The sequence below is a fragment of the Mesorhizobium sanjuanii genome, from assembly GCF_002529485.1.
In the GTDB taxonomy this organism is placed as follows: domain Bacteria; phylum Pseudomonadota; class Alphaproteobacteria; order Rhizobiales; family Rhizobiaceae; genus Mesorhizobium; species Mesorhizobium sanjuanii.
Genome location: NZ_NWQG01000020.1, coordinates 23,588 through 48,446 on the forward strand (window position 1 = coordinate 23,588; position 24,859 = coordinate 48,446).

General features: G+C 61.5%; 19 protein-coding genes. 8 read left to right on the plus strand and 11 right to left on the minus strand.

The features are described from left to right. Nucleotides 1–5 precede the first annotated feature (5 nt). The 7 genes from CN311_RS04240 to CN311_RS04270 all read right to left on the minus strand — a co-directional run bounded on the left by CN311_RS04240 (nt 6) and on the right by CN311_RS04270 (nt 8,323). Nucleotides 6–1,193: a serine hydrolase domain-containing protein gene (locus CN311_RS04240; RefSeq protein ID WP_097572145.1), complete on the minus strand. Its 1,188-nt coding sequence runs from the start codon at nt 1,191–1,193 to the stop codon at nt 6–8. Between the two features lie 31 nt (nt 1,194–1,224). After that, nucleotides 1,225–2,421, minus strand: coding sequence for a serine hydrolase domain-containing protein (locus CN311_RS04245; RefSeq protein ID WP_097572146.1), 1,197 nt, complete (start codon nt 2,419–2,421; stop codon nt 1,225–1,227). Nucleotides 2,422–2,659: 238 nt separating this feature from the next. Then, nucleotides 2,660–3,694 carry an ABC transporter substrate-binding protein gene (locus tag CN311_RS04250; protein ID WP_097572147.1) on the minus strand — a complete coding sequence of 345 codons (1,035 nt, stop codon included), beginning with the start codon at nt 3,692–3,694 and terminating at the stop codon, nt 2,660–2,662. A gap of 28 nt (nt 3,695–3,722) precedes the next feature. After that, nucleotides 3,723–4,526: an ABC transporter permease gene (locus CN311_RS04255; RefSeq protein ID WP_097572148.1), complete on the minus strand. Its 804-nt coding sequence runs from the start codon at nt 4,524–4,526 to the stop codon at nt 3,723–3,725. Then, nucleotides 4,519–5,439: an ABC transporter permease gene (locus CN311_RS04260; protein WP_097572149.1), complete on the minus strand. Its 921-nt coding sequence runs from the start codon at nt 5,437–5,439 to the stop codon at nt 4,519–4,521. The genes CN311_RS04255 and CN311_RS04260 overlap by 8 nt, the downstream gene beginning before the upstream one ends. Beyond that, nucleotides 5,439–6,533 carry an ABC transporter ATP-binding protein gene (locus CN311_RS04265; protein ID WP_097572160.1) on the minus strand — a complete coding sequence of 365 codons (1,095 nt, stop codon included), beginning with the start codon at nt 6,531–6,533 and terminating at the stop codon, nt 5,439–5,441. Before CN311_RS04265 ends, CN311_RS04260 begins: the two co-directional genes overlap by 1 nt. Nucleotides 6,534–6,658: 125 nt before the next feature. Beyond that, entirely contained in the window at nt 6,659–8,323 is a 1,665-nt protein-coding gene (locus tag CN311_RS04270) for an amidohydrolase (protein WP_097572150.1), read from the minus strand. A 142-nt stretch (nt 8,324–8,465) separates the two neighbouring features. On the opposite strand from CN311_RS04270, the gene CN311_RS04275 reads away from it, so the two are divergent. From CN311_RS04275 to CN311_RS04310, 8 genes are all read left to right on the plus strand, one after another. Then, nucleotides 8,466–9,497 (plus strand): histone deacetylase family protein, encoded by a 1,032-nt coding sequence (locus CN311_RS04275; protein ID WP_097572151.1) that lies wholly within the window; start codon nt 8,466–8,468, stop codon nt 9,495–9,497. 369 nt (nt 9,498–9,866) lie between these two features. Next, entirely contained in the window at nt 9,867–10,214 is a 348-nt protein-coding gene (flaF, locus tag CN311_RS04280) for a flagellar biosynthesis regulator FlaF (RefSeq protein WP_097572152.1), read from the plus strand. 154 nt (nt 10,215–10,368) lie between these two features. Then, on the plus strand, nt 10,369–12,237 hold the full coding sequence (gene asnB, locus CN311_RS04285) for an asparagine synthase (glutamine-hydrolyzing) (RefSeq protein WP_097572153.1): 1,869 nt from the start codon (nt 10,369–10,371) through the stop codon (nt 12,235–12,237). 148 nt (nt 12,238–12,385) lie between these two features. Beyond that, nucleotides 12,386–14,029, plus strand: coding sequence for an MFS transporter (locus CN311_RS04290; RefSeq protein WP_097572154.1), 1,644 nt, complete (start codon nt 12,386–12,388; stop codon nt 14,027–14,029). Nucleotides 14,030–14,243: 214 nt separating this feature from the next. Continuing rightward, nucleotides 14,244–15,104, plus strand: coding sequence for an FAD binding domain-containing protein (locus tag CN311_RS04295; RefSeq protein WP_097572155.1), 861 nt, complete (start codon nt 14,244–14,246; stop codon nt 15,102–15,104). Next, nucleotides 15,104–15,580, plus strand: coding sequence for a (2Fe-2S)-binding protein (locus CN311_RS04300; protein WP_097572161.1), 477 nt, complete (start codon nt 15,104–15,106; stop codon nt 15,578–15,580). Before CN311_RS04295 ends, CN311_RS04300 begins: the two co-directional genes overlap by 1 nt. 2 nt (nt 15,581–15,582) lie before the next feature. Continuing rightward, nucleotides 15,583–17,841: a xanthine dehydrogenase family protein molybdopterin-binding subunit gene (locus CN311_RS04305; RefSeq protein ID WP_097572156.1), complete on the plus strand. Its 2,259-nt coding sequence runs from the start codon at nt 15,583–15,585 to the stop codon at nt 17,839–17,841. A gap of 68 nt (nt 17,842–17,909) precedes the next feature. After that, nucleotides 17,910–18,155 (plus strand): MoaD/ThiS family protein, encoded by a 246-nt coding sequence (locus CN311_RS04310; RefSeq protein ID WP_097572157.1) that lies wholly within the window; start codon nt 17,910–17,912, stop codon nt 18,153–18,155. Nucleotides 18,156–18,361: 206 nt separating this feature from the next. Here the strand turns inward: CN311_RS04310 and CN311_RS04315 are convergent, their stop codons facing one another. From CN311_RS04315 to CN311_RS04330, 4 genes are all read right to left on the minus strand, one after another. Then, nucleotides 18,362–21,880, minus strand: coding sequence for a YobI family P-loop NTPase (locus tag CN311_RS04315; protein WP_133117130.1), 3,519 nt, complete (start codon nt 21,878–21,880; stop codon nt 18,362–18,364). 463 nt (nt 21,881–22,343) lie between these two features. Next, a complete protein-coding gene (locus tag CN311_RS32880; protein WP_245440724.1) occupies nt 22,344–22,550 on the minus strand; it encodes a hypothetical protein in 207 nt (68 codons plus the stop codon). 1 nt (nt 22,551) lies between these two features. After that, nucleotides 22,552–23,568: an aminopeptidase gene (locus CN311_RS04325; protein WP_097572159.1), complete on the minus strand. Its 1,017-nt coding sequence runs from the start codon at nt 23,566–23,568 to the stop codon at nt 22,552–22,554. Nucleotides 23,569–24,128: 560 nt separating this feature from the next. Further along, nucleotides 24,129–24,859 (minus strand): chloride channel protein (locus tag CN311_RS04330; RefSeq protein WP_133117131.1); only part of this gene is annotated, 731 nt, incomplete at its 5' end.

Consider the following 24,859-nt stretch of genomic DNA (forward strand, 5'->3'; position numbering starts at 1 on the left):
GCCCGTCAGAGTAAGACCATTCGGCTCAGCGCCTCGAAAAAGGCCACCATATCGAGGTCGAGTGGATCGTCGACCGGCAGCGGCTGCGACGACATCTTTGCAATAACGACCTCGGCCTTTGGATCAACATAGAGCCACTGGCCATGAATGCCGATGCCGCAGAAGGCGCCGGTTTCAGCGCCCGTCTGGTACCATTTGTTGCGGTAGCGACCCCGCGGAAACAGGAACGCCATCGTGCCGCGCCGCCAGGCTTCGGAACTGCCGCCTGTTTCGACAGTGTCGCGCACCCAGGCTTCCGGCACGACGCGGCGACCATTGGCCGTACCGCCTTGCCGCATCATCTCGCCGACACGGGCGAGGTCGCGCGGCGTCACCGAAACGCCGCCGGCGGCGCGCGCGGTGCCTTCCATATCGACCGTGACCGAAGCGTCGCTCACCGCACCGAGCGGCCACCACAATTTCTCGCGCATCAGCTCGGGGAAGCGTTGACCGGACGCGCGTTCGACGAGGATGCCGAGCAGGTCGGAATTGGGCGAGCGGTAGCGAAAGGTCTGGCCGTGCGGCTCGGCGAGACGTGGCAGCGTCAGGATGAAGGCAGCCAGGCTTTCATTGCCGCCACCCGGGTTCCACAGCGTCGCGCGCCGATAGCGGGCAAAGGCGCTTTCCGGGTCGAGATAGGCCTCCTCGAAATCGAGGCTGACGCTCATGTCGAGCACATGTCGCACACGGGCCTCACCGTAGGCCGAGCCGGTGGCTTCCGGGATGTACTGCGTCACCGGAGCGTCCGGATCGAAAATCCCCTCGCCCTCCAATATGCCGGCGACAATAGCGGTGAGCGACTTGCTGATCGAGAAGACGATATGGCCGGCGCCGAAATCCATATGCGGCGCGAACCAGTCGCCGACGATCCTGCCGCCTTTCATGATCGTCAGCCCGTCGGTATTGGAGCGCTTCAGGAAAGCGGCAACGCTCTCCGGTCCGCCCGCCAAGGCGACCTTCTCGCCGAGCAGCCCTGTCAAATCTTGCGCCGGCGCCTCGCCTCCACCCGCAGTCGCTGCAACCGGCGCGCTCGGCACCAGCTCGCCGACATTCTGGAACGACCATCGGCTGAACGGACTTTCCCGCCAATTGGAAAGCAGCACCTGGTCGCGGGCAAAGCCATATCTTGTCTCGAACGCGGTCTTACCGGTCATGATGGTCCTTCCGGATTTCTTTGTCTGAGACTCAGGCCAACGCCTTGGCGATGGCGTGCACGGCCTTCAGCGTCGCCACCGAATAAGCGATGTTGCTGAAATCCGGATAGGTCGAAAGCTTCACCATGACAATTCTCGCGTTCCAATCGATATGGATCAATTGCCCGAACACGCCCCGGCACATCAGCGCGCGCGAGCGCGGATCCTCGATCCAGAACTGGTTGCGGTAGCTGCCTTCCGGCAGGCTGTCGTTGAAATCCGGCCCGTGCCTGCCGTTGCGCGTCGCCTCGATCCAGTCGGACGGCACCACGCCGCCGCCATTGTCGAGGATCAGCTGGCCGAAGCGACCATAGTCGCGCAGCGTGGCGTTGAAGCCGCCATCGGCCAGCGCATAGCCGGCACTGTCGACGGTGAAGCAGGCGCTTTCGTCGGCGCCGAGCTTTTGCCAGAGTTCTTCGGAAATCAGTTGCGGCAGCCGCTTGCCGCTCACCCGCTCCATGATGAAGGCCAGCACGTCGGTCTCGATCGAGCGATATTCGAAGGCAGCACCGTGTGGCCGGCTTGTCTCCTTGAGTCCTAGGATCAATTCGAACATGTGCGATGGCCACCGGAAAGCCGGATCGCTGCCTGGCGGCACCGGCTTCCAGCCGGAGGCGACGTCGACCTGGCCGACGTCGGAAGAGGGATCGGTATATTCCTCGGAAAAACGCACCCCGCTCGTCATGTCGAGCACATGCTGCACGCTGGCGCCCGCCCAGCCTGTTGCGGCAAGCTCCGGCAGATAGGTCGTCACCGGCAAGGTCGGATCGATCAGGCCGCGCCCGACCAATATACCGAATACAGATGCGGTGACCGACTTCGCCATCGACTGCGACAAATGCAGGGTGCGCTCGGTCATGCCGTTGAAATAGTGCTCATAGGCGACCTTGCCGTCGCGGAGCACCAGGAAGCCGTCCGTGTAGGTTTCATCGAGCAGCCCGGCCAGCGTCGTCGGCGCCCCGGTACTGTCGCTGACCGGCAGCTGATCGAGATCGACCTCGTCCCGCTCGAGCCGGCGGCGATGACCGTTGCCGCGCCAGACCTCGACGGTCGGCAGAATTTCGCGGATGTGCTGGAACGCCCACCGGTTCCAGGGGCCCCTGTCCCAGTCGAGCTTCGGAGGCACCATCTTGGGCGGCGAGCCATGCATGATCGGCGGCACCGGTTCGCTGTTGCGGTATGACTGCATGAGAATTTCCCTGCCGCCGCATGCCGCTCTTCCGTTCACTTGGATGAGGAGCGGTCTGCACAGCGGACGAAAAAGCCCCCGATTGGGCCTTTCGAGTGACGAACGCCCGACGCCATGGCGAAGGGCAGTGCCGGCAGGCCAGGTGAGGGGCGGCGCGAACGCTGCGAATTCAGCGCTACCCCTCATCCGGCCCTTGACCCGCCGTCTTCCCGCTCGCGCGGAAGAAGGCGGAGTGCCGCTATTTCTGAACGTCCGTCCAGATGCGCGTGTAGAGTTGCTGCACCTCGGGCGAGCAAGGGGTGAGGAACTCGCCCGCTTTCTCCAGTTCTGGCGGTACCACCAGTTCGGGCGCATCCTTCATGTCGGCTGGCATGAATGCCTTCGAGCCCTTGATGCCATTGGCATATTTGGCGAAGGCGGAGATCATGGCGGCGTTCTCGGGATCCATGATGAAGTTCATGAACAGCTTGGCGTTGTCGACATTCTTGGCATCCTTGAGGATGGCAACACTGTCCATGAAAAAGGGGAAGCCCTCCTTCGGGTAGCCGAACTTGATGTCGGGGTTCTTGATGCGCGAGCGCATGATGGCGCCGTTCCAGTAGTAGACGGCCGAATAGTCGCCGGCCGGTAGCTTCTCGGTCACGCTATAATCCATGGCCAGCCATTTCGGTTTGGCCTCCACCAGCTTGTCGCGCACTTTCTTGAGCAATTCCTTGTCGTCCGTGCACCAGTTGCCGCCCAGATACTTGATGGTGGCGAACAGCACGTCGTTCATTTCCGGCGCGACATTGATCTTGCCAACCAGTTCCTTCGGCGGATCGAGGAAGATGGCCGAGGTGTTGATGTCGCCGTCATAGACCTTTGTGTTGACGCCGATGCCGGTCACGCCCCACTGCCACGGAACCGTATAATGACGGCCCGGATCCCAGGGAACGTTCACCCAGCGCTCGTCGACATTCTTGAAGTTCTCCATCTGGTCGGGCCGGGCCTCAAGCAGAAGCCCTTCCTTCACCCAGATCGGCACGTAGTTGGCCGACGGCACCACAATGTCGAAGCCATGACCACCGGCGCGTACCTTTGCTAGCGCGGTGTCGTTGGAGTCGTAGTCGGTGGTCGTCACCTTGACCTTATAGGTATCCTCGAACTTCTTGATCATCTCGGCGCTAGTGTAGTCGCCCCAATTAAAGATGTTGAGTTCGCCTTCCGCATACGCGCTGCCCGCAAAGGCAAACATCGCGAGTACCGCCGTGGCAGCCGTGGTCTTCCATCTCATTGCTATTCTCCCGTTTGGCAATCGTTGGTTATGGCTTGCGCCGATTGACGAAGTAGAACGCGGTTACGAGCACCACCGACAGCGCCAGGAATACCGTGGCGATCGCATTGATTTCCGGGCTCGTTTCGCGCCGCAACTGGCCGAGCATGTAGGTGGGCAGCGTATCCTGGCCGCCGGACTTGACGAATTCGGTGATGACCACATCGTCGAGCGAAATAACGAAGGCGAGCATGAAGCCCGCGATGATGGCCGGCCTCAAGAGCGGCAGCGTCACGAAACGGAAGGCTTTCCAGGGCGTGGCGTATAGGTCGGCGGCTGCGCGCTCCAGCGTCAGGTCCATGCTGTCCAGCCGCGCCCGGATCGGCAGGTAAGCGAACGGGATGCAGAAGGCGGTGTGCGCGGCGATCAGGTAACCGAGTCCTGAGTAACCGGTCCAGACCTTGATGCGCGAGAACACGATCAGGAGCGCGACGCCGGTGACTATCTCCGGCACCATCAGCGGCTGGTTGATGAAGGCGTATTTGAAGGTAAGGCCGGGATAGGACCGCGTGCGAGTCGTGGCCAGAGCAGCCATAGTGGCGGCGATCGTCGACAGCGCGGCGGCCGAGACCGCCAGCACGAGCGAGCGGACGGAGGCGTCCTGCACAGCCGAATTGTGCCAGGCCGAAATAAACCAGCGCAGTGAGACGCCATCCCAGCGCGAAAGCGAATCCGCCGCGTTGAACGAATAGGTGACGAGCGCCGCGATCGGCAGATAGAGCGCGAAGAAGGTCAGAAGCGCCATGAACCCGAAGCCGGGTTGCGCCTGGATGTCGAACGGACGCTTAGCCATGGGCGCCCTCCGACCCGGATGCGTTGCGCACGTAGAACAGGAGCGCGATCATCACCAGCACCATGAGCGTAATTGAGATGGCCGCGCCAAGCGGCCAGTTACGGCCCGCGCCGAACTGAAGTTCGATCAGGTTGCCGAGCATCATGTTCTTGCCGCCGCCCAGCACCCTCGGAATGACATAGGCGCCAAGCGAGGGAATGAAGACCAGTATCGAGCCGGCTATGACGCCGGGCTTGATCAACGGGAAGATGATGCGGCGCAGAACCTGCCAGCGACCGGCGTAGAGGTCATATCCTGCCTCGACCAGCCGGAAGTCGAGCTTCTCCATCGAGGCGTAGATCGGCAGCACCATCAGAGGCAGGTAGACATAGATCATGCCCAGCAAGATGGCGGCGTCGGTATTCATGATCTGCAGCGGTTGCTTGATGATGCCGAGCGCCATCAGCGCCGTGTTGACCAGCCCTTCGTTGCGGATCACCTGCTGCATGGCGAAGGTGCGGATCAGGAGATTCGTCCAGAACGGAATGGTGACGAGGAAAACCCAGACCTCGCGCGTCTTAGGCGGTCGCGTGGCGATGAAATAGGCTGTGGGGAAGCCGAAGAACAACGTCAGCACGGTGGTGTAGAACGACAGGCTTATCGAACGCCAGAAGATCGACAAATGCGCATCGGCGAAGGCCAGAGTGTCGTCGAAGATGTCGCGCTGCATCAGCACCGACAGCCAGCCATCGGTGGAGAATTTCCACACCACGCCGCCATAGGGCCCCGGCGTCAGGAAGGAATAGATCACGACGATCAGCAGCGGGCCGGTCGCGGCCAGAAAGATGATGATCAGTGCCGGCGCCGACAGCAGCCACCGATCGCGGATATCTCTGCGTTCGGCTTCCTTGGCGACTTCTTCCGCGCTCGCCATCAGTCCCTCAGCACTTGTGCGGCATCGTTGCCGATCGAAATGCCGACCTTGTCTCCCCGCTCGAAACCGCAGCCTGCGCTGCGCGTGTTCTGCTGGCGCACAGTGAAGGCCTCGCTGCTGTCCAGGCGAACATGGATGTGCGTGTCGGTGCCGAAATAGACGATGTTTTCGACGGTGCCCGACAGGTCGCCCTTGCCGCTGGTCAGCTTGGCATGTTCGGGCCTGACCACCACGGTAGCATTGTCCTTCGGCTGAAAGCCTTCGGCCACGGTTGCTTCGATCGTCGCACCGGATTTGAGCGTCGCGCGCACCTTACCCTTGCCGATACTGGCGATGGCAGCGGTCAGGAAATTGGTCTCGCCGATGAAGTCGGCGACGAAACGCTCCGCCGGCTTGTCGTAGATATCCCAGGGCGTGCCAACCTGCAGGATCTTGCCCGACGACATCACTGCGATACGGTCGGACATCGTCAGCGCTTCCTCCTGGTCGTGGGTGACGAAGATGAAGGTGATGCCGGTCTCGTGCTGCAGCCGCTTCAACTCGATCTGCATCTCCTTGCGCAGCTTGAAGTCGAGCGCCGACAACGGCTCGTCGAGCAACAGCACCTTCGGCTGCGGCGCCAGTGCCCGCGCCAGCGCCACGCGCTGCTGCTGGCCGCCGGAGATCTGGCTGGTGCGACGGCCCCTCAGCGCCTCCATCTTGACCAGCTTCAGCATCTCGGCGACGCGCGCCTTGATCTCGGCCTTCGGCTTGCCGAGCATCTCCAGGCCGAAGCCGATATTTTCGGCCACCGTCATGTGCGGAAACAGCGCGTAGGACTGGAACACGGTGTTGACCGGCCGCTTGAACGGCGGCAGCGACGCGATGTCCTGGCCATGCAGCAGTATCTCGCCGGCGCTCGGGAAATCGAATCCGGCGATCAGCCGAAGCAGCGTCGTCTTTCCGCAGCCGGAGGGCCCGAGCAGCGTGAAGAACTCATTTTCGCGGATCGACACCGAAACCGTGTCGAGAGCGGCGACCTGTGACTCCCCGGTACCGAATACCTTGCGGACGCCACGAACGTCAATTGCACTTTTACCCGGTTGTTCCGGCACGATTACCCCATTCTTGCGTCCGCTCTTCAGGCGGATCCAGTTCCCACTCAATTGTCAGCACACGGCGCATAGCTTGGCAAGCATACATCTGAATCCCGATTCAGAACGCAATTCCCGTGCCACCATCATGCCTGATAAGTGAGCTTGCCGCCACAGATGGTCGTCACCGGCCGTACCCTATCCAGCGCTTCCGACTCGGTCGTCTCGATATCGGCGGAGAGCACCACCAGATCGGCGAGGTAGCCTGACTTCAGGCGGCCCTTGCGATGTTCTGTGAATTCCGCATGGGCGCCCTCGATCGTGTAGCCGGCGAGCGCTTCATGCAGCGAGAAACTCTGGTCGGGATCGCCTTCTGCCCAAGGTTTGCGCAAGATCGCCGCCTGCATGCCTAGGATCGGATCGATCGGCGCCACTGGCCAGTCCGAAGCAAAGACGACGCGCGCGCCGGCATTCTTCAGCGTCCGCCAGGCATAGCTCAACGGCCAGCGCGCAGGCCCGATGCGCGATATGGTCGGCTCCAGGGGAAAGTCCATCGCGCCCGGCGGATGCGGCGGCTGCATGGATGCTATGACGCCTAGCTCGGCGAAACGCGGCACGTCGGCAGCGGTAATGACTTCGATGTGCTCGATTCGATGCCGGCTGTCGCGTCCGCCATTTTTCGTGATCGCCGCTTCATAGCCGTCGAGCACGGCGCGCACCGCGCCGTCGCCGATCGCGTGCACCGCGATCTGCAACCCACGCTTGTCAACCGCCACGGCGAGGTCGGCGAACTGTTGCGGTGTGAACAGCGGCTCGCCCACCCAATCCGGCCGATCGGCATAGGGTTCGACCATGACAGCCGTCCATGAATCGAGCACGCCGTCATAGAACACCTTGACCATGCCCGACGACAGCCATTCGCCCTGATAGCGTTCGGTCATGACCGACGCCTTGTCGAGCATGTCATGCGTCATGAAGTTCTTGTAGTGGAACGGCACCTTCACACGACAGGGCAGGCCTTCCTCGGCTTCGATCTCGGCAAGCAGTTCGAGCTGGTAAAGATTGCCGTCCATGTTCTGGATCGAGGTGATGCCGTGACGCGCGCACCAGGCGAGCCCGCACCGCATGATGTCGCGATCGGCCGCGCGTTCGGCCGGCGTCGGCATCGGATCCGGCTCGCCTCCGGTCGCCAGCCCCAACCGGACCCGGCTTTCGCCGGCAAGATCGAGCACCGGACCGAACGCCTCGCCCTCGCGCAATTCGCCTTCGGCCAGCCCATCGGCACCCATGACGATCTCGTTGCCTGGACCGAGCACACGCCCCTGCAGGATGCCGGCCATCTCCAGCGCCCTGGTGTTGGCCCACATCGTGTGATGGTCGGGCGCCGCCATGCAGAAGGGGCGATCGGGCAGGATGGCGTCGAGATGATGGCGCGTCACGCGCTCGGAGCCGAGCACGGTATAGTCGACGCCTTGCCCGACCAGCATTCTTGCGTCAGGCCGGGATTGCGCATAGGCGCGGATCGCTTTTTGCAGCGCATCGAAACCGGCAACGCCGGCGAGTTGCAGATGGGCAAGTTCAGCCGCGCCCGAAAACAGATGCATATGCGCTTCGATGAAGCCCGGCACGACCGAGCCACCCTGCGCATCGACAATCCTGGTGGAGGAGCCCCTCAGGGCCTCGATCTTTTTGCGCTCGCCGACCGCTAGGATCACGCCACCGCCGATCGCAACCGCCTCAGCCACCGGGTCGTCCTCATCCATGGTCAAAACGCGGCCATTGATGACGATCAGATCGGCGGTTGAACTCATGATTGCCTGCGGGTTGACTGCAATTCCGGCACGCTAGACGACCAGCCACCGTGCCAGCAAGCCGTAGCCGCTTGGCCCAGCGACTTGTGAAAGATAGCGCCACATGGTTACGGTCGCTCCGTTTCGCCACGGAAGGATTTTCATGAAGACTGTTTTTTCGCCGCTTCACGCCGGCCACGCCGGCAATGTGGAACTGATTTCGGGTGCCATTGTGCCCGCCTTCGAAAAGCCGTCGCGCGCGGAGTTCATCAAGGCCCGCGTGGAAAGCGAGAAGCTCGGCCCGATCCTGCCGCCAGAGAGCCACGATCTGGCTGCCGTGAAAAAGGTGCATTCGGGCGATTACATCGATTTCCTGCCGACGGTGTGGCCGCTCTGGGAAGCATCGGGCCGGACCGGTTCGGCGATGCCCTTCACCTGGCCGACGCGCGGCCTGCGCGGTGATGTGCGCCCGAGAACCATCGACGCACAGCTTGGCTTCTACTCCTTCGACGGCGGCGCGACTTTCGTCAAAGGCACCTGGGAGGCGATCAAGTCCTCCTTTGACGTGGCGCTGACGGCGGCGGCCCTGGTCAAGGCCGGCGAGCCGTCGGCCTTCGCGCTCTGCCGACCGCCTGGACACCATGCAGGTGCGGCCTTCATGGGCGGCTATTGCTTCATCAACAACGCTGCCGTCGTTGCGCAATGGTTTCGCGACCAGGGCGCCAGGCGTGTCTCGATCCTCGATGTCGACTACCATCACGGCAACGGCACGCAGGAGATCTTCTATAGCCGCGGCGACATCCAGGTCATCAACCTGCATGCCGATCCGATGACCGAATATCCGTTCTTCCTCGGCCATGCCGACGAGCGCGGCGCCGGCCCCGGCGAAGGCTTCAACCTCAACTATCCCATGCCGTTCGGCACCTCATGGGATGGCTGGAACGCCTCGCTGGAAGATGGCTGTGCGAAGCTGACCGCTTACGCACCCGATGTCGTCGTCGTCTCGCTCGGCGTCGACACCTTCGAGAAGGACCCGATCAGCCAGTTCAAGCTGAAAAGCGCCGACTATCCCAAGATCGGCCGCCGCATCGCCAGGCTTGGCTTGCCAACGCTGTTTGTCATGGAAGGCGGCTATGCCGTCGAGGAGATCGGCGTCAACGCCGTCGGTGTGCTGACCGGCTTCGAGGACCGGTAGGAAGAAACCCACCGGCTCGCGATCAGCCGTTCGGTCAGCCGTGAACCCACAAGAACCCGCTGTGTTAAATCGCGTTTGAAGTCGGATTCGTCTGCGGCTAGATTGTACCCGAATCAGCCGTTCCTCGGGGGGCGCGGCGAACACCCAAAGTCTTATGCCTCGGAGCCATTCCGGGGCCGGATGCGGATAGCTTCGCGTTCCCTGAAAGGGTCCGATTGGACGCGGTCCCGTGTCTTTGCGTGTGCCTTCGTGAAAGTGATGCGTATTCGGGTCAGGCCGCTGGGCGACACCAGCAGCCGGGCATCAGCATCGAGTCTGCGGCAATGAACCTGACGCGACAACTCCCAACGGAACGATAGAGCGCCAACGATGTATCAATTCTCCCACGCCGACATCCCGAACGGTTCCGTGGCCGAAGTAAGGAACCGCGAAAGGCACCTTCTCACCCGCTCCATCAATATGCTGTCGGCCGCCGCACTCGCCGGCCACGGCTCGACGGAAGCGATCGAAGCGCTGCATTTCACCAACAGCGTCTGGACAGCCTTCGTCGAGGATCTTGGCTCCAGTGACAATGCCTTGCCCAGGGAATTGCGTACCAACCTCCTCTCCGTTGGCCTGTGGCTGCTGCGCGAGACCGAGGATATCAGCCAGGGCCGCACGGACAATTTCGAGGGGTTGATCGAAGTGTCGGCGATAATCAGGGACGGCATTCAATGAACGGCTGAGAATACCGGTGAACGTCGAGGTTGCGGCCGGGCAGGCTCCGGCTGGAGCATGATCCCGAAAAGTTGCAGACTCTGGATTGTGAGCAGCGTGTCGTCTCGATGATTTTTCGGAAGACCATGAACAAGGCAAGACCGAGCGGCGGGCCATGTGCGGAATAGCCGGCATCTGGCGTAAGCGGAATCCGGTCGGCGCGCTTGATCTGTCCGATATAGCCCGCATGATGCAGGCGCTGGCGCACCGCGGCCCGGACGACCATGACAGCTGGAACAACGGCCGGCTCGCCTTGGGTCACCGGCGGCTTACCATCATCGATCCGTCGCCGGCCGCCCGCGAGCCGATGCTGACCGCATGTGGCCAAGGCGTTCTGGTCTACAATGGCGAGGTCTATAATTACCGAGCGCTGCGCCAGACCCTCGAGGCGGAAGGCAGGGTCTTTCGAACCGCCTCGGATGCCGAAGTGGTTCTCCAGGCCTTGCATCATTGGGGGCCCGAAAAAGCCGTACCGCAATTCGACGGAATGTTTTCGCTGGCCTATTTCGACGCTCGCAACGAAGCGCTGTGGCTTACCCGCGATCGCCTCGGCATCAAGCCGATGTCGGTGGCTGAGACGGGCGAGCGCCTCATTTTCGCGTCTGAGGACAAGGCGCTCCTTGCCTGCGACGGTTTCCCCTGTAATGTCGACGCACGCGAGCTCACGCTGCGCCTCGCCTGGCAGAGCCGCGATTCGAGCTACAGCCTGTTCGACGGGATCGAGCGGCTGCCGCCGGCCGGCCTTTGGAAGATCACCCGGGACGGCATCGAGAAGCGCTGCTTCTGGCATGTCCTCGACGTGCTTGAACCGGCGCGCATCACCGGCGACATATCGTCCGACGCGGAGCACCTGGCGACGCTCCAGGCCCTTCTCGAGGACAGTGTCGGGCTTCATTGCATCGCCGACACCAGTATCGCCTCGGCTTGCAGCAGCGGCGTCGATTCCGGCCTGATCACCGCGCTGGCGAAACGCTTCAGGCCGGAAATCCATGGTTATGTCGTAGACCCCAAACTTGGCCGCAGCGAGGCTGCCAACGCCGAGCGGACCGCTCGCCATGTCGGCGTGAACCTGCGCCGCGTGCCGGTCGACAAGAACCGGTTCCTCGAACTCTGGCCAAGGGTGGTCTGGCATCTGGAAAGCGACGGCTGGCATGCCAGCCAGGTCGGGCTGCTGGCGCTGGCCGAACAGTGCCGGGCCGATGGCGTCAAGGTGCTGCTCACCGGTGAAGGCGCCGACGAGCTTTTTGGCGGTTACCTTTGGCAGGCGACGAGCATGCGGATGTGGCGCCCCTGGTCATGGCCGGGGCGCCTGCTCCGCTCCAGGCGCTCGCTCGACCGGAAATTCGAGCGGCTGCGCTACGCTCCCTACAGGACGTCACTCGCAAACGGCTATGGGCGGGACCGCAACATGGTCCTGCGCGCGCTGGCGCCGGAGCTGAATTTCCTGCAGATGAAGATCTTCGAGCGGCTGGAGCCCGTAACACCGCTGGCCGATCGCGCTTTTCTGGGAAGCTGCCTCTACGATCTCTATTCGCACCTGCAGGACTTGTTGCACAGGCATGACCGGCTGAGCATGGCGGCTTCGGTGGAACTCAGGGTTCCTTTCCTCGAAAACCGGCTGATCGACTTCGCGATCCATCTGCCAAGACAGCAAAAATATCGCAGGAAGACCGGAAAATGGCTGCTGAAGAAAGTCGCGGAAAAACATCTTCCCCACCAGAACGTCCATGCGGCGAAAATGGGCTTCGACATGTCGTCCGATTTCACCGCAGGCACACAAACCCTTCTGCACGGCGGCTTCTTGCGCGATGTCATGAAATGGCCGGCATCCTCCCTTGAAGATCTCATCGACCTGGCGAGGCGCGATGAGCCATCCAGGCTGCGGCTCGTCGGCATGGAGCTTTTCCTGCGCCTTCACGTCGGCGGGCAAAAGATTGAGAACCTCACTGAAGCCCTTCACACAGCCTGCAGGGATGCCGGCTAACCCGCTCCGCCTTCCGCTATCTTGTTGTTGGACCATCATCTTTTTCGAGAATGCGTTCGCCCTTTGCGATGTGATGTTCTACTTTGACGGGACGGTGTGAGGGGACCGATTCACCGGAAGAAGCGCATTTGAAGTCGGGAAAGCATTTATGATCGACGACGAGCCGGACAGCGAACGCGTCTCGGCGCTGGCGCCGTTCCGGCATGGGATTTTTCGCGCCGTCTGGTCGGCCAGCCTGGTCTCGAATTTCGGCGGTCTGATCCAGGGCGTCGGCGCCGCCTGGATGATGACGACGATTGCTACTTCGTCCTATCAGGTCGCGCTGGTCCAGGCCTCGACCACTTTGCCGATCATGCTGTTTGCGCTCGTCGCCGGCGCCATCGCCGACAGTTTCAACCGGCGCAAGGTCATGCTGGTTGCCCAGACCTTCATGCTGGTCGTCTCGGCTCTGCTGACCGTCTTCACCTACCTTGGCCTGATAACGCCGTGGACGCTGCTTGCCTTCACCTTCCTGATCGACAGCGGCACGGCGCTCAACAACCCGTCCTGGCAGGCTTCCGTCGGCGACATGGTGCCGCGCAACAAGCTGCCGGCGGCCGTCGCGCTCAACTCGCTGGGCTTCAACCTGACGCGCAGCGTCGGCCCGGCGATAGGCGGCATCATCGTCGCCGCCGCAGGTGCGGCCGCGGCCTTTGCCGCGAATGCGGTGAGCTATATCGGCCTCATCATCGTGCTTGCCCGCTGGAAGCCGGAACTGCCGGTCTCGACCTTGCCGCGTGAGAGTTTGGGGGCGGCAATGGGCGCCGGCCTGCGCTATGTCGCCATGTCGCCCAATATCGGCAAGGTGCTGGTCAGGGGTTCGGCGTTCGGCTTCAGCGCCGGCGCGGTCCTGGCGCTGCTGCCGCTGGTGGCGCGCGACGTCGTCAAGGGCGATGCCTTGACCTACGGCATCATGCTCGGCGCTTTCGGCATCGGCGCGGTCGGCGGCGCGCTGATCAGCGTCCGGCTGCGCCAGCTCCTATCCAGCGAGACGATGGTGCGCATGGCATTCGCCGGTTTCGCGCTCTGCGCCTTCAATGCCGCCATCAGCCACCATGCCTGGCAGACCTCGCTCGGGCTGCTTGTCGGCGGCGCCTGCTGGGTGCTCGCGCTGTCGCATTTCAACGTCACGGTGCAGATGTCGACGCCGCGCTGGGTGGTCGGCCGGGTGCTCTCGGTCTATCAGACCGCGACCTTCGGCGGCATCGCGCTCGGCAGCTGGATCTGGGGCGTTGTCGCCGATGCGCATGGCGCCGAAACCGCGCTGATGGCGGCAAGCGTGGCGATGCTGGCGGGCGGCGCCATAGGCCTGCTCTTGCCGCTGCCGCAGCATGCGGTGCTCAACCTCGATCCGCTGAACCGCTTCAAGGAGCCGCATCTCGGGCTTGACCTCAAGCTGCGCAGCGGTCCCATCGCCATCATGATCGAGTACATCATCCGCGACGACGACGTGCCGGAATTCCTGGCCGCCATGGCCGAACGCGGCCGCATCCGCCGCAGGGACGGCGCCCGCAACTGGACGCTCGCGCGGGACCTTGAGAACCCATCCGTCTGGATCGAGCACTACCACACGCCGACATGGCTCGAATATATCCGCCACAACAAGCGGGCGACCCACGCCGACGCCGTCGTCGGAGAGCGCGTAAGGGCGCTGCACAGCGGCGCCGAGCCGCCCCGCGTCCGCCGCATGATCGAGCGCCCGACTACCGCCGGCACAGCCTTGGTCATGCCGAAAGGGCCCATTGAGCACTAGAGGCCAGCGGCGCGTTCGGTCGGACGACCAAATGGCTGGACGACAACGATTGATCCGGAGGACACTACGCCCCCCAGGAACGTACGTCAGTCCCGGTTCGATTTGAGACTGAAGCTGCGACACCTGGCCCAATCCGCAAATGCACGAACGGGATGGCCATTATGAAGAGACCCTTTATAACGGGCGATCTGATTATCACCGCCAAGGGGAGACGATGCGTTACATACGTCCGCTTTCAATTGAAGATGCCGCCGGCCTGCTGGCCGGGTCGACCGGCACGGCCGCCATACTTGCCGGAGGCAGCGACCTCCTGGTGAGAATGAAAGGCGGCTTTATCGAACCTGACCTGATCGTCGACATCAAGGCGATCGAGGGGTTGAGCGAAATCCGGGAAACGTCGGAAGGTTTTAGCATAGGTGCTGCGGTCCCGTGCGCCGTGCTGGGCGAGAGCAAGGCCCTGAAGAAGGCGTGGCCGGGCGTCGTCGAAGCCGCGAACCTGATCGGCTCGAAACAGGTGCAGGGACGCTGCACCATCGTCGGCAATCTATGCAACGCCTCGCCGGCCGCCGACAGCGTGCCGGCGTTGGTGGCCGCCGGCGCCAGGGCGGTGATCGTCGGTCCGGGAGGCAGGCGCACGATCGCCGTTGAAGCAGTGCCGACCGCGCCGGGCAAGACGTCGCTGGCCAAGGGCGAGATCATCGAGGCGATCCTGCTCGACAAGCGTCAGCCGCATTCGGGCGATGCGTATCTGCGTTTCATTCCGCGCACGGAGATGGATATCGCGGTGGTGAGCGCCGGCGTGAACCTGACGCTCGATGAGCAAGGTCGTGTCAAATCGGCCCGACTGGCGCTGGGCGCCGTGGCGGCGACCGTGATTCTGGTCGAGGAAGCTGCGGAGGTTCTCATTGGCTCCAAGCTTGACGAAGCCACATTGGAGAGGCTCGCCAAGGTCTGCTCTGGCGCCTGCCGCCCCATCGACGACAAACGGGGCACCATCGAATTCAGAAGGAAAGTTGCGGGTGTGCTGGCCAAGCGGGCCGCCATCACCGCCTATAAGCGTGCAGGAGGCAAATGATGGCTGGTGTAGCAGTTTCAACGACAATCAACGGCGACGACGTCGAGTACCTTTGCCAGCCCGATGAGACGTTGCTCGACGTCCTGCGCGATCGCCTGGGACTGACCGGCGCCAAGGAAGGCTGCGGCACCGGCGACTGCGGCGCCTGCAGCATCATCCTCGACGACCGGCTGGTGTGCTCGTGCCTGGTGCTCGGCGCCGAGGCCGAGGGCCGGCGCGTCGAGACCATCGAGGGCATGGCGCATGGCGACACGCTGCATCCGCTGCAGCAGAAGTTCCTAGAGCACGCAGCCCTGCAATGCGGCATCTGCACGCCCGGTTTCCTGATCGCGGCCAAGGACCTCTTGGCCAAGAACCCCGATCCGACCGAGGAGGAAATCCGCTTCGGCCTCGCCGGGAACCTCTGCCGCTGCACCGGCTATGACAAGATCGTGCGCGCCGTCCAGGACGCCGCCGGCGTGATGAAGGGAGCTTGACGATGAATTTCGATCCACGTTTCGCGGGGCGCAATTTCACCTCGGTTGGCACGCGTCCCATCCGTCCCGACGGCGTCGACAAGGTGACGGGCCGCGCACGCTACGGCGCGGACTTCAACATGGCCGGACAGCTGGTGGGCCGCGTGTTGCGCAGCCCGCACGCCCATGCGCTCATCAGGAAGATCGACACGTCCAAGGCGGAGAAGCTCGCCGGCGTGAAGGCGGTGATCACCGCGGCCGACCTGCCCGACCTCACCGATGGCGATTCCGCCATGTACGACATCCTCGACAACTGCATGGCGCGCAAGAAGGCGCTCTATGACGGCCATGCGGTGGCCGCGGTGGCCGCGGTCGACGCCCGCACCGCAAGACAGGCGCTGAAGCTGATCGAGATCGATTACGAGGTGCTGCCGCATGTGACCGATGTCGACGAGGCGATGAAGCACCACGCCCCCTTGATCAACGACGCCATCTTCACCGAGGGGCTTGAGGAAAAGCCCGTCAAGCCTTCCAACGTCACCAAGCGCACCCAGTATGGCCATGGCGACATCCATCAGGGCTTCGGTGAGGCCGATTTCGTCGTCGAACGCTCATTCAAGACCGAGCAGACGCATCAGGGCTATATCGAGCCGCATGCCTGCGTGGCCAATGTCAGTTCCGACGGCACAGCCGACCTTTGGGTCTGCACGCAAGGTCATTTCGTCTATCGCCAGCATTGCGCCCAACTGCTCGGGCTGGAAGCCTCGAAGCTGCGCGTCACCTCCTCGGAGATCGGCGGCGGCTTCGGCGGCAAGACCCATGTCTGGGCCGAGCCGGTGGCGCTGGCGCTGTCGCGCAAGGCCGGCCGCCCGGTCAAGCTGGTGATGACGCGAGACGAGGTGTTCCGCGCCTCCGGCCCGACCAGCGCCACCTCGATCGACGTCAGGATCGGCGCCCGCAAGGACGGCACCATCACCGCCGCCGAGGCGACGCTGCGCTACACCAGCGGCCCCTATGCCGGCATGTGGGCAGAGCTCGGCGCCATGACCGCCTTTGCCTGCTACAAGCTCGATAACGTCAAGACTGTCGGCTACGAAGTGCTGGTCAACCGGCCGAAGACCGCGGCCTATCGCGCGCCCTCTGCCCCCATGGCAGCCTTTGCCGTGGAAAGCGCGGTCGACGAGTTGGCCAAGGAAATCGGCATGGACCCGGTCGAGTTCCGCATCAGGAACGCCGCGCGGGAAGGCACCAGAGCCTCCTATGGCCCGGTCTACGGCCCGATCGGCATCGGCCCGACGCTCGAGGCGGTGAAGAGCCACCCGCACATGAAGGCGCCGCTCGGCAAGAACCAGGGCCGTGGCATGGCCTGCGGCTTCTGGTTCAACTTCGGCGGCCAGACCTGCGTGGACCTCAACATCGGCATGGACGGCTCGGTGTCGCTCGCCGTCGGCACGGTGGACGTGGGCGGTTCGCGCGCGTCGCTGTCACTGGTGGCGGCAGAGGAGCTCGGCATCGACTATGCCCAGCTCAAGGCGGTGGTCGCCGATACCTCCAGCCTCGGCTACAACGACATGACCGACGGCAGCCGCGGCACCTTCTCCTCCTCAATGGCGACGATCTCGGCCGCCCGCAACGCGATTCTGACCCTGCGCGAGCGCGCCGCGCAGACGTGGGACATCCCGGTCGACGACGTGGTCTGGGAAAAGGGCCACGCCATTGCCAAGGGCGAGAAGTACGGCAACCTTGCTGCGCTGTCCCTGAAGGAGATCGCGGCCGCCTCGGGCAAGACGGGCGGACCCATCGCCGGCCACAGCGAACTCGTCGCCGACGGCGCCGGCGTCTCCTTCGCCACCCATATCTGCGATATCGAGGTGGATCCCGAGACCGGCTTCACCAGAGTGCTGCGCTACACGGTCGTGCAGGACGCCGGCAAGGCGGTGCACCCGACCTATGTCGAGGGCCAGTACCAGGGCGGTGCCGCGCAAGGCATCGGCTGGGCGCTCAACGAGGAGTATATCTACGGCAAGGACGGGCGCCTGCAGAACTCCGGCTTTCTCGACTACCGCATCCCGGTGTGCTCGGACCTGCCGATGATCGACACGCAGATCCTCGAGATCCCCAACCCCAACCACCCCTACGGGGTGCGCGGCGTCGGCGAGACCTCGATCGTACCGCCACTGGCGGCGATCGCCAACGCGGTGTCGAACGCGGTCGGCGTGCGCATGACGCACATCCCGATGTCGCCGCCGCGCATCCTGGCGGCGATCGAGGCTGAACGCTAGAGCATGATGCCGAAAAGTGCGCAGCGGTTTTCGGACAAACATCATGCTCCAATAAGGGCCCCGCGCTGATGGTCGAGGTGACGCTCTGGGGATCGCTTGGCGCGCTCGCCGGAGGCAAGAGCAAGGTCGAAATCGAGGCCAAGGACATACGGGAGCTGTTCAGAAAACTGGCTGAACAGTATCCCGGCCTCGAGCCCTTGATCGAGAAGGGAATTGCCGTCGCTATCGACGGGACGATCTATCGCGATACGTGGTCAAAAGAGCTACCGCCGGGGGCGGAGATTTTTTTGCTGCCGCGGTTGGCGGGGGGGTAGGTGGGAGAGCCGCCGCCATCAACTAGCGTCAATGTCTCGAACGTCGTTGATTGGGCCGGAAGCCGACCGTCTGCTGACAAGCTAACAGCTCGAAAAGTGGACCTTGAATCCTGCGAGGCCTTCCAAACATCCACTGGCGCTCAACATCGCCCGCAGCTCAGCTCAGATCGTCTTCTAACTATCTCGACGAGCACCTACGGGTTTGCTTACTCATCGGTCGAGGGCTCCTTTCTAAAAGTGCTGATCCGGATACCGTCACCAAACAACGTTGGCGCAAATGACGAGATAATCCTCCGCTCACTCAGCCATAAGACGAATTGTTCATTGATCAGATCTCTGTCGATTCTTGGAGATTTTCCGTAGGTGGCTATGTCGCGGTATGGCACGGGCAAACCTCGGAGCACATCGCGCACCTCGCCCATGGTCAGCACAGCGTGGAACTTATTGAACAACGATAGTTGCAGCGATTCAGGGTAAGAGTTGAGAATGACCGCGCGAACGAAATCCGATCCGTAATCTTTTGCCACGATCTTTGACCGATCGAGGACAGGACCGATGGCGGTAGCAAGCGACGGATTTTTTGAAACAACGTCTGGGTCAATATCGCCGATGATTGCCATTTTTTGACTGTCGGCGAGATTGGAATTCAGTAACCTTTCGATGACTTTGGCGTCGATCGAGAACTCGTTTCGCTTGATCCTGTAGTCCTCGAAATTCAATTCGATGAATAGGGCCTTATGCTCATCATCCTCGAGCTTTACGAAATTGTCGACTGAGAAAGCAGCTCTGCGCTCCTCGATCAATATCCTGATTTTTGTGGGTCCAACCTCCGGCAGAACCGTGAAGGCCAACGGCAATTGACGGACATGAGACCTATAGATCTCGTCCGGCAGCGCGTCATTCTCAATCACGAATTTCCGCAACGCAAAAGCATTTTTGCCGTTCGGGATTGCCTTCCGAGAGAGAGCCTCGCTTGCTTCACTCTGAAGAAAGGCCGTGAGAACGTCGGGGCTGAAAGCCTCGCTGGTGAGAAATGCCAAGCAATTCTCCCAAGTGCTGCCGATCTTCTGTTCCTTAACCAGAGAGGAGTGAAACGCGGCCGGAACCCCTTCGAACGACGGGAAAGTCGCCGTCTGCATACTGAGGAACTCCGAACGAAGCTCGATACCTACCTCATCGTGGGACAGCACCTCGATGATCGCGGACGGATCTTCGGCAGTGTTGTTTTCGAGTTTCAGCAAGACGTCTCGGACGTAGGCCTCGAAACCGGAGCCGACATGCTTTAGCAGCGGACTGTAGTTGGCTTCACGCAGTGAGGAGAAATGATTGGTATCCAGATCGCCAAGTGTTGGGAACTTAACAACCTGTTCCATGATAAGTCGAATGTTGCCAACGGAAATCCGGTAGAGCCCTTCCGCTGCGACGTACGAGACCACATCTTGATGATCAGCGATGACTCGAATATCGGCTATTTCGACCTGAAGGGACTTCAGGATGCCCAGATCGAATTCAACGCGTTCGGCGAGAATCCTGCTCAGTTCTTGAGACGCAAAGCGCGCCAATGTGAAGCCAGCGGGAGTTCCTTGCTTGATCTCACCATTTGGAGCGTGCGCAAGGATTCTTGCCGCGTGTGAGACTGCCAAATCACTTCTCAAGGCGGCCACTGTGAAAGTTGGCCATCTCCGGATCAGGGTGGAAACCAATCGATCCACATACGCACCTCGAGCATAGTAGCTTTGGAAAAAGTCCTTGCAGTCGTCGACGTGGCTGGCGATGAATTCGAATGCGCTAGTGATTTGGGCCGCGTACTCTTGGGGATTTTCCAGCAAGCCATCCATAATGAATCGGTTGAGAACATAGGTTCTCCCGAAATCATCCTCGCGCATAGAGGCAATTACTTCCGAGATGCTATCCAATTGAAAATCGGGGTCAGGATTGTTGAAACTGCGGATCTGAATCAGGAATTTGTTGTCTTTGCGCGACAGGCGCCCGCTGTGGAACAGTGATGTGTACTGATAGTAGGTATCGTCCAGGTAGCCTTCCAGAATGAGGAATTTCAGGAGATCCCGGCTTTCGCCGACCTCTGCAAAAACCTCTTCTATCAGCGCGGAGCTTTCCCTCACTACCACATGGAATTTTCTTGTCCGAAGCAAAGGCAGCTCAGCCTTAAGTTCCTGAGCCTTCTTCTCCATCTTCCCCCTATGCTCAGTAGACTTGTGCTCGATTTGCGTCTTGCGTTCGGCGAAGGACCAATTTGGATCTACCGCCGCTTCTATCCCACGAAGATCCACACTCGATTGTTGGCCAGCGCTATTCGTGACCCTCACTGGCGGTTGTGAGAAGAGAGCCTCGAACTGGGGATGCTGAGGGAGCGCAGCAAGCGCTATCTGGCCGAAACTTGGGTGCAAATGTGTGTAGTATTGTGGAACGCGTTCTACGATCGCCATGGCGTAGATACGGTGGAGTTCAGCGAGATCCCTAGCGTACTGCTCATCGCTGCGGACTAGGTCTGCTTGGATCTGATCCAGCTCAGAGCGTATCTTGTTTCCCGACTTCTCAACGAATTCATCGTACCTGTTCAGCACTTTGGATAGCGCACCTTCCTGACGGTGCAGCGCAGCGAAGTCCTTTGGGATGACGTTCTTGTATATCAAAACGGCGAGCAGCTTGTTTGGATCCAATGCGCCATCTCCGTCTGCCCGGAGATTGGACGCGTAGATCACGTATTCGTTGAAGATATTCGCAATTAGCCTCAGATCACTCAGATATCGGGAAACCTCGCGAACGAAACGTCGGTCAAGCCGCCGATCAAGATCGATACGCTGAGTATGTTCGAGGACCTTATCTATTGAATTGGAATGGTTGATCACCGGAATTACGGGAACGATGAATTCGAAGAACTTGGTCCTGTCCGTGTTGATGAATATGTCGTCGCGGAGAGCGTAAAGGAATCGAATGCGCCGATGTATGTCGGCGTTCTCATTCACCAGCGCATTGATTTCGCGTAACGTCACAAAGATGTCGGGATTATCGAACCGATCCAAGTCTTCGATGACGACCAGGTCGTATTTGGTGGACTGGAAAAAGTAGATAATCTCGTCGAGGTGCCGATTGAGGATCGATTCCTCGTCCGCAGCCTTCGGAGCGATCTGAATGTCCTTGAGGGAAATGCTTTTCAGGGAAAGCCCCAGGCTTTTCAAATATGCGGTGTGAACCAGCCGCCATACGAACAGCGCTGCAACAGCGAATGATACGATGTTGAACCAGTTGGACAGCTCGAATGGCTTGAAGAACTTCCCGGAAATCACGTCGGATTGATTGGTGACGATATACCAAAGGCAGAACACCCCTAGGCATACTGCCAAAGAACTGGCTGCGGACCATTTCTCTGGAATCTGAATCCTCTTGAAGCGCGATAGCGGCAGCTTGTTTGCGCCCGCGCCGTATAGGATCTGCTGCAGGATGCTTCGTTCGATTTCCTGTTTGCTGACCCGCACCCCAGGAACCTCGCCTTCCGGCAAGAAGGATGCCAACGACAGTTCCAGCTTAGGTCGTGGGTATTTCAACAGGAAAGACTTGATAACACTGCTTTTTCCGGAGCCGTAGGGACCGGTTAATGCAATGTTCAGCACCTCGTCGTTGTTCGTAGCGAACTCTAATGCCTCGTGGTAGATCCCCGTCTGATCGGCGTTGCTTGTCGGCGCCAGATCGACAAATCTGCTCACGGGGATTTTCTGAGGAGACTTCCAGAAGTGGCGTTTCCACATGCGTAGTAAAGAATACACTGAAAAAAATCCGTGGCTCGGTTTACATCCCATCGCTAGCCGCGAACGTGCGGCCTTTGAAGAAGGTGTATAGGAAGTCGGTGAGGTGGCAACGCCTTATTGAATAGAGATTTCAACTTTCCCGCGATATTTGAGGCTTTATGATCGCGGCCGTCGACAGACCGGCTAAACCAGTTGCGCAGTATAAATCATAAACTTATTTCTGCCGCGTCAATCGCAGGCTGGAAACGCGAAAAGAGATAGGTCGGCGACGCAAGTCGGTAAGGTCTGTATTTGGTGCAAGAGACCGACCGCTTTCAATAGAGCGAGGGGGTGATGTGAAGGACCGAAAAGGGGGCGCAAAGCGGCCCGTCATGCCCGCCTGAACTGCACTGCAAGCACATGCGATTTCAGACGCCGAACCTCACATACCGAAGGGCACCCCGCCCCCCTCCGCTCCCAACGTCGGCTGGGTATTCACCTCCAGCGCCTCTTCCGCCTCATGCTCCTCGCCAAGCACCTCGACGTGCACCCCAACGCTCGCCGATCCAGGTCGGTCGACCAGAGGGTCGCGCCTGGGGTTGGTCGCGTTAGGGTGGTTGAGGATGTTCAGCCCGCCGCGCCCGCTCAACTCAATCACAGCTCCTCACCGCCTTCAGCGCTTCTCCACGGTGCGGCTTATCCGCAATCCGTCGAACAGCAGCATAGAACCTCGGATAATCCCCGCCACACAAATCAAACAAGCGAAGAAACGCCGGAACCTGTTCGCCGTAAACGGAAGTCGCCGCGAGCTTTGCGTTGTTGATCGGCGTATCGAACCAGCGGTCGTATCCCCGGTATCCGGCCCAGCGCCTGTCACGCATGTGCCGGTAGCGCAGCCGCAGCCTGTCGATCGCGGCTGCCTTGGCGGCCGCCATCTGCCGCGGGGTGCGGGGACTTCCATAGACCTGGGCCAGCTCGTCGCGCGTTTGCGTCACCAGTTTGAGAAAATCGGCTTTGCGCTTGCGAGCGGTTTCGTAGCGGCTCAATCCGGCCCGGTCGCCGGCGGCGCGGAGCCATTTCCTTGTGCCGGTGGTTTCGACGGCAACCGCGAAAGCCTCGTTGAATGTGGAATCGCCCTTCACATAGAGGCGCTGGTGCGCCAGTTCATGGAAGACAAGGCTTGCGAGATAAGTGTCGTCCTGACGGAGCATGGTGCTGAGCAGCGGGTCACTGGACCAGCCCAGTGTGGAATAGGCGGTGATGCCTGTAACGTAGACGTCGAGCCCCTGTCTCTGAAACTCGACAGCGCTTTCGGTCGCGGATTTCCAGGAGAAGTAACCCCGGTAGGGAACGCAGCCGAAAATCGGAAAGCACCATGTGCGTGGCGCGAGCGAGAATTGCGGCGTGGCAAAAACGGCCCACGTCACAGCGTCGCGATGGATGTCGACATAGAAGCGGTAGCTGCTGTTGTCAGGCAGGGCCAGTTCATCCGTCGCGAACCGTCTTATGGCGCTCGCCGACGTCAATCTGCTGCGCAATGCCTTGGGCGTCGAAGGATCACGGATCAGTCTTCCGACACTTTTGCGCGCGGCCATGATCCGCGCATGTCCCTCCAGCGACTGCGCGTAGTAGGAGATGCTTGTGCAGCCGGCCACTGCGAGCGCCATGGTCAGCGCGGCCAGTATTCGAAGAACGCGCCTCACAGTTTGCCCACCCCCTGCTTGCGTGCCCATGGAGCAAATGTCTCGCCCTCCGCTCTCAAACAGGCGCACCGATTTTCGTCAAGCGGACAAGTTGTCTTCGGCTAATCGAACCGCCGCCGGCCTTAAGCCGCCGCGTGTCCCGCTCATTCGCGCTTTCAGGGCAATCGCATAGGGCGCAGCCCCCTCTCCGTCTCGGCTTCGCCGAGCCACCTCTCCCCCATTTCATGGGGGCGAGGAAACGCCAAACCGTCGAGGTCGCGGCCTTGGGAAGCTTGGGTTCCTCGCCCCCATGAAATGGGGGAGAGGTGGCTCGGCGAAGCCGAGACGGAGAGGGGGAGCACCCTATGCGATTGTCCTGCTACGCCCCCAGCGTCGGCTCCGTATTCACCGCCAGCGGCTCTTCCGCCTCATCGTCTTCGCCGAGGACTTCGCCGTGTCGAGGCAGCGTTGATGCCGCGTCTTGCGGCCAGCTGGACAAACAGTCTCACGACCATCGATGACCAGGACCTGGCCTGTCACGCGCCCTACCCCTCGCCCGAAAGAGCCCGCCGCGCCTTGTCGAGCTCTTCGGCGTAGCGCCGCATCAGGTGACCTTCGGTCAGGAGCCCGACGACGACGCGGTCGGTGAAATCCTCGACCACGGCCAATTCCTCGGCGCCGGCGCGCTGGAAAGTCTCGGCCGCCGATTGCACGTTCATGGTCGGCACCAGGACGGCGTCCTTGTATTTGGCGAGCGACAGCACCGGCGTCTCGCCGTCGGACAGGTCGCTGTGCAGTTCGGCGACGATCAGCACGCCGACATAGTGCCCGGCATCGACCGCGATGACGCGCTGGGCCGAACCGAGCGGCACCTCCTTGCGGAAGGTGGCCAGCGTTTTCGAGGCATCGATGGTGCGGACATCCTTGCGCATCATCGAGCCGACCGTCAGGCTGCGCATCCAGCCGACGTCATGCGCGCTGCGGATCGTCTCGCCGCGCAGATGGAAGCGCCATGTCGAGAAGGAATAGCCGAAGGTTTCGCGCACCAGGATCGCCGCCATGATCGAGGCCGCCAGCACCACGCCGGTGAGCGTCAGGTCGCCGGTCGATTCCAGCGCCAGGAACGTCATCGTCAGCGGGCCGCCGACGACGCCGACGGCGAGCGACGTCATGCCGACGACGGCGGCGACGGCGGGATCGATGCCGGTTGCCGGCGAGGCGACGGCCATGACCCCGGCGAACATTTTGCCGAGCAGGGCGCCAAGGAACAGCGAGG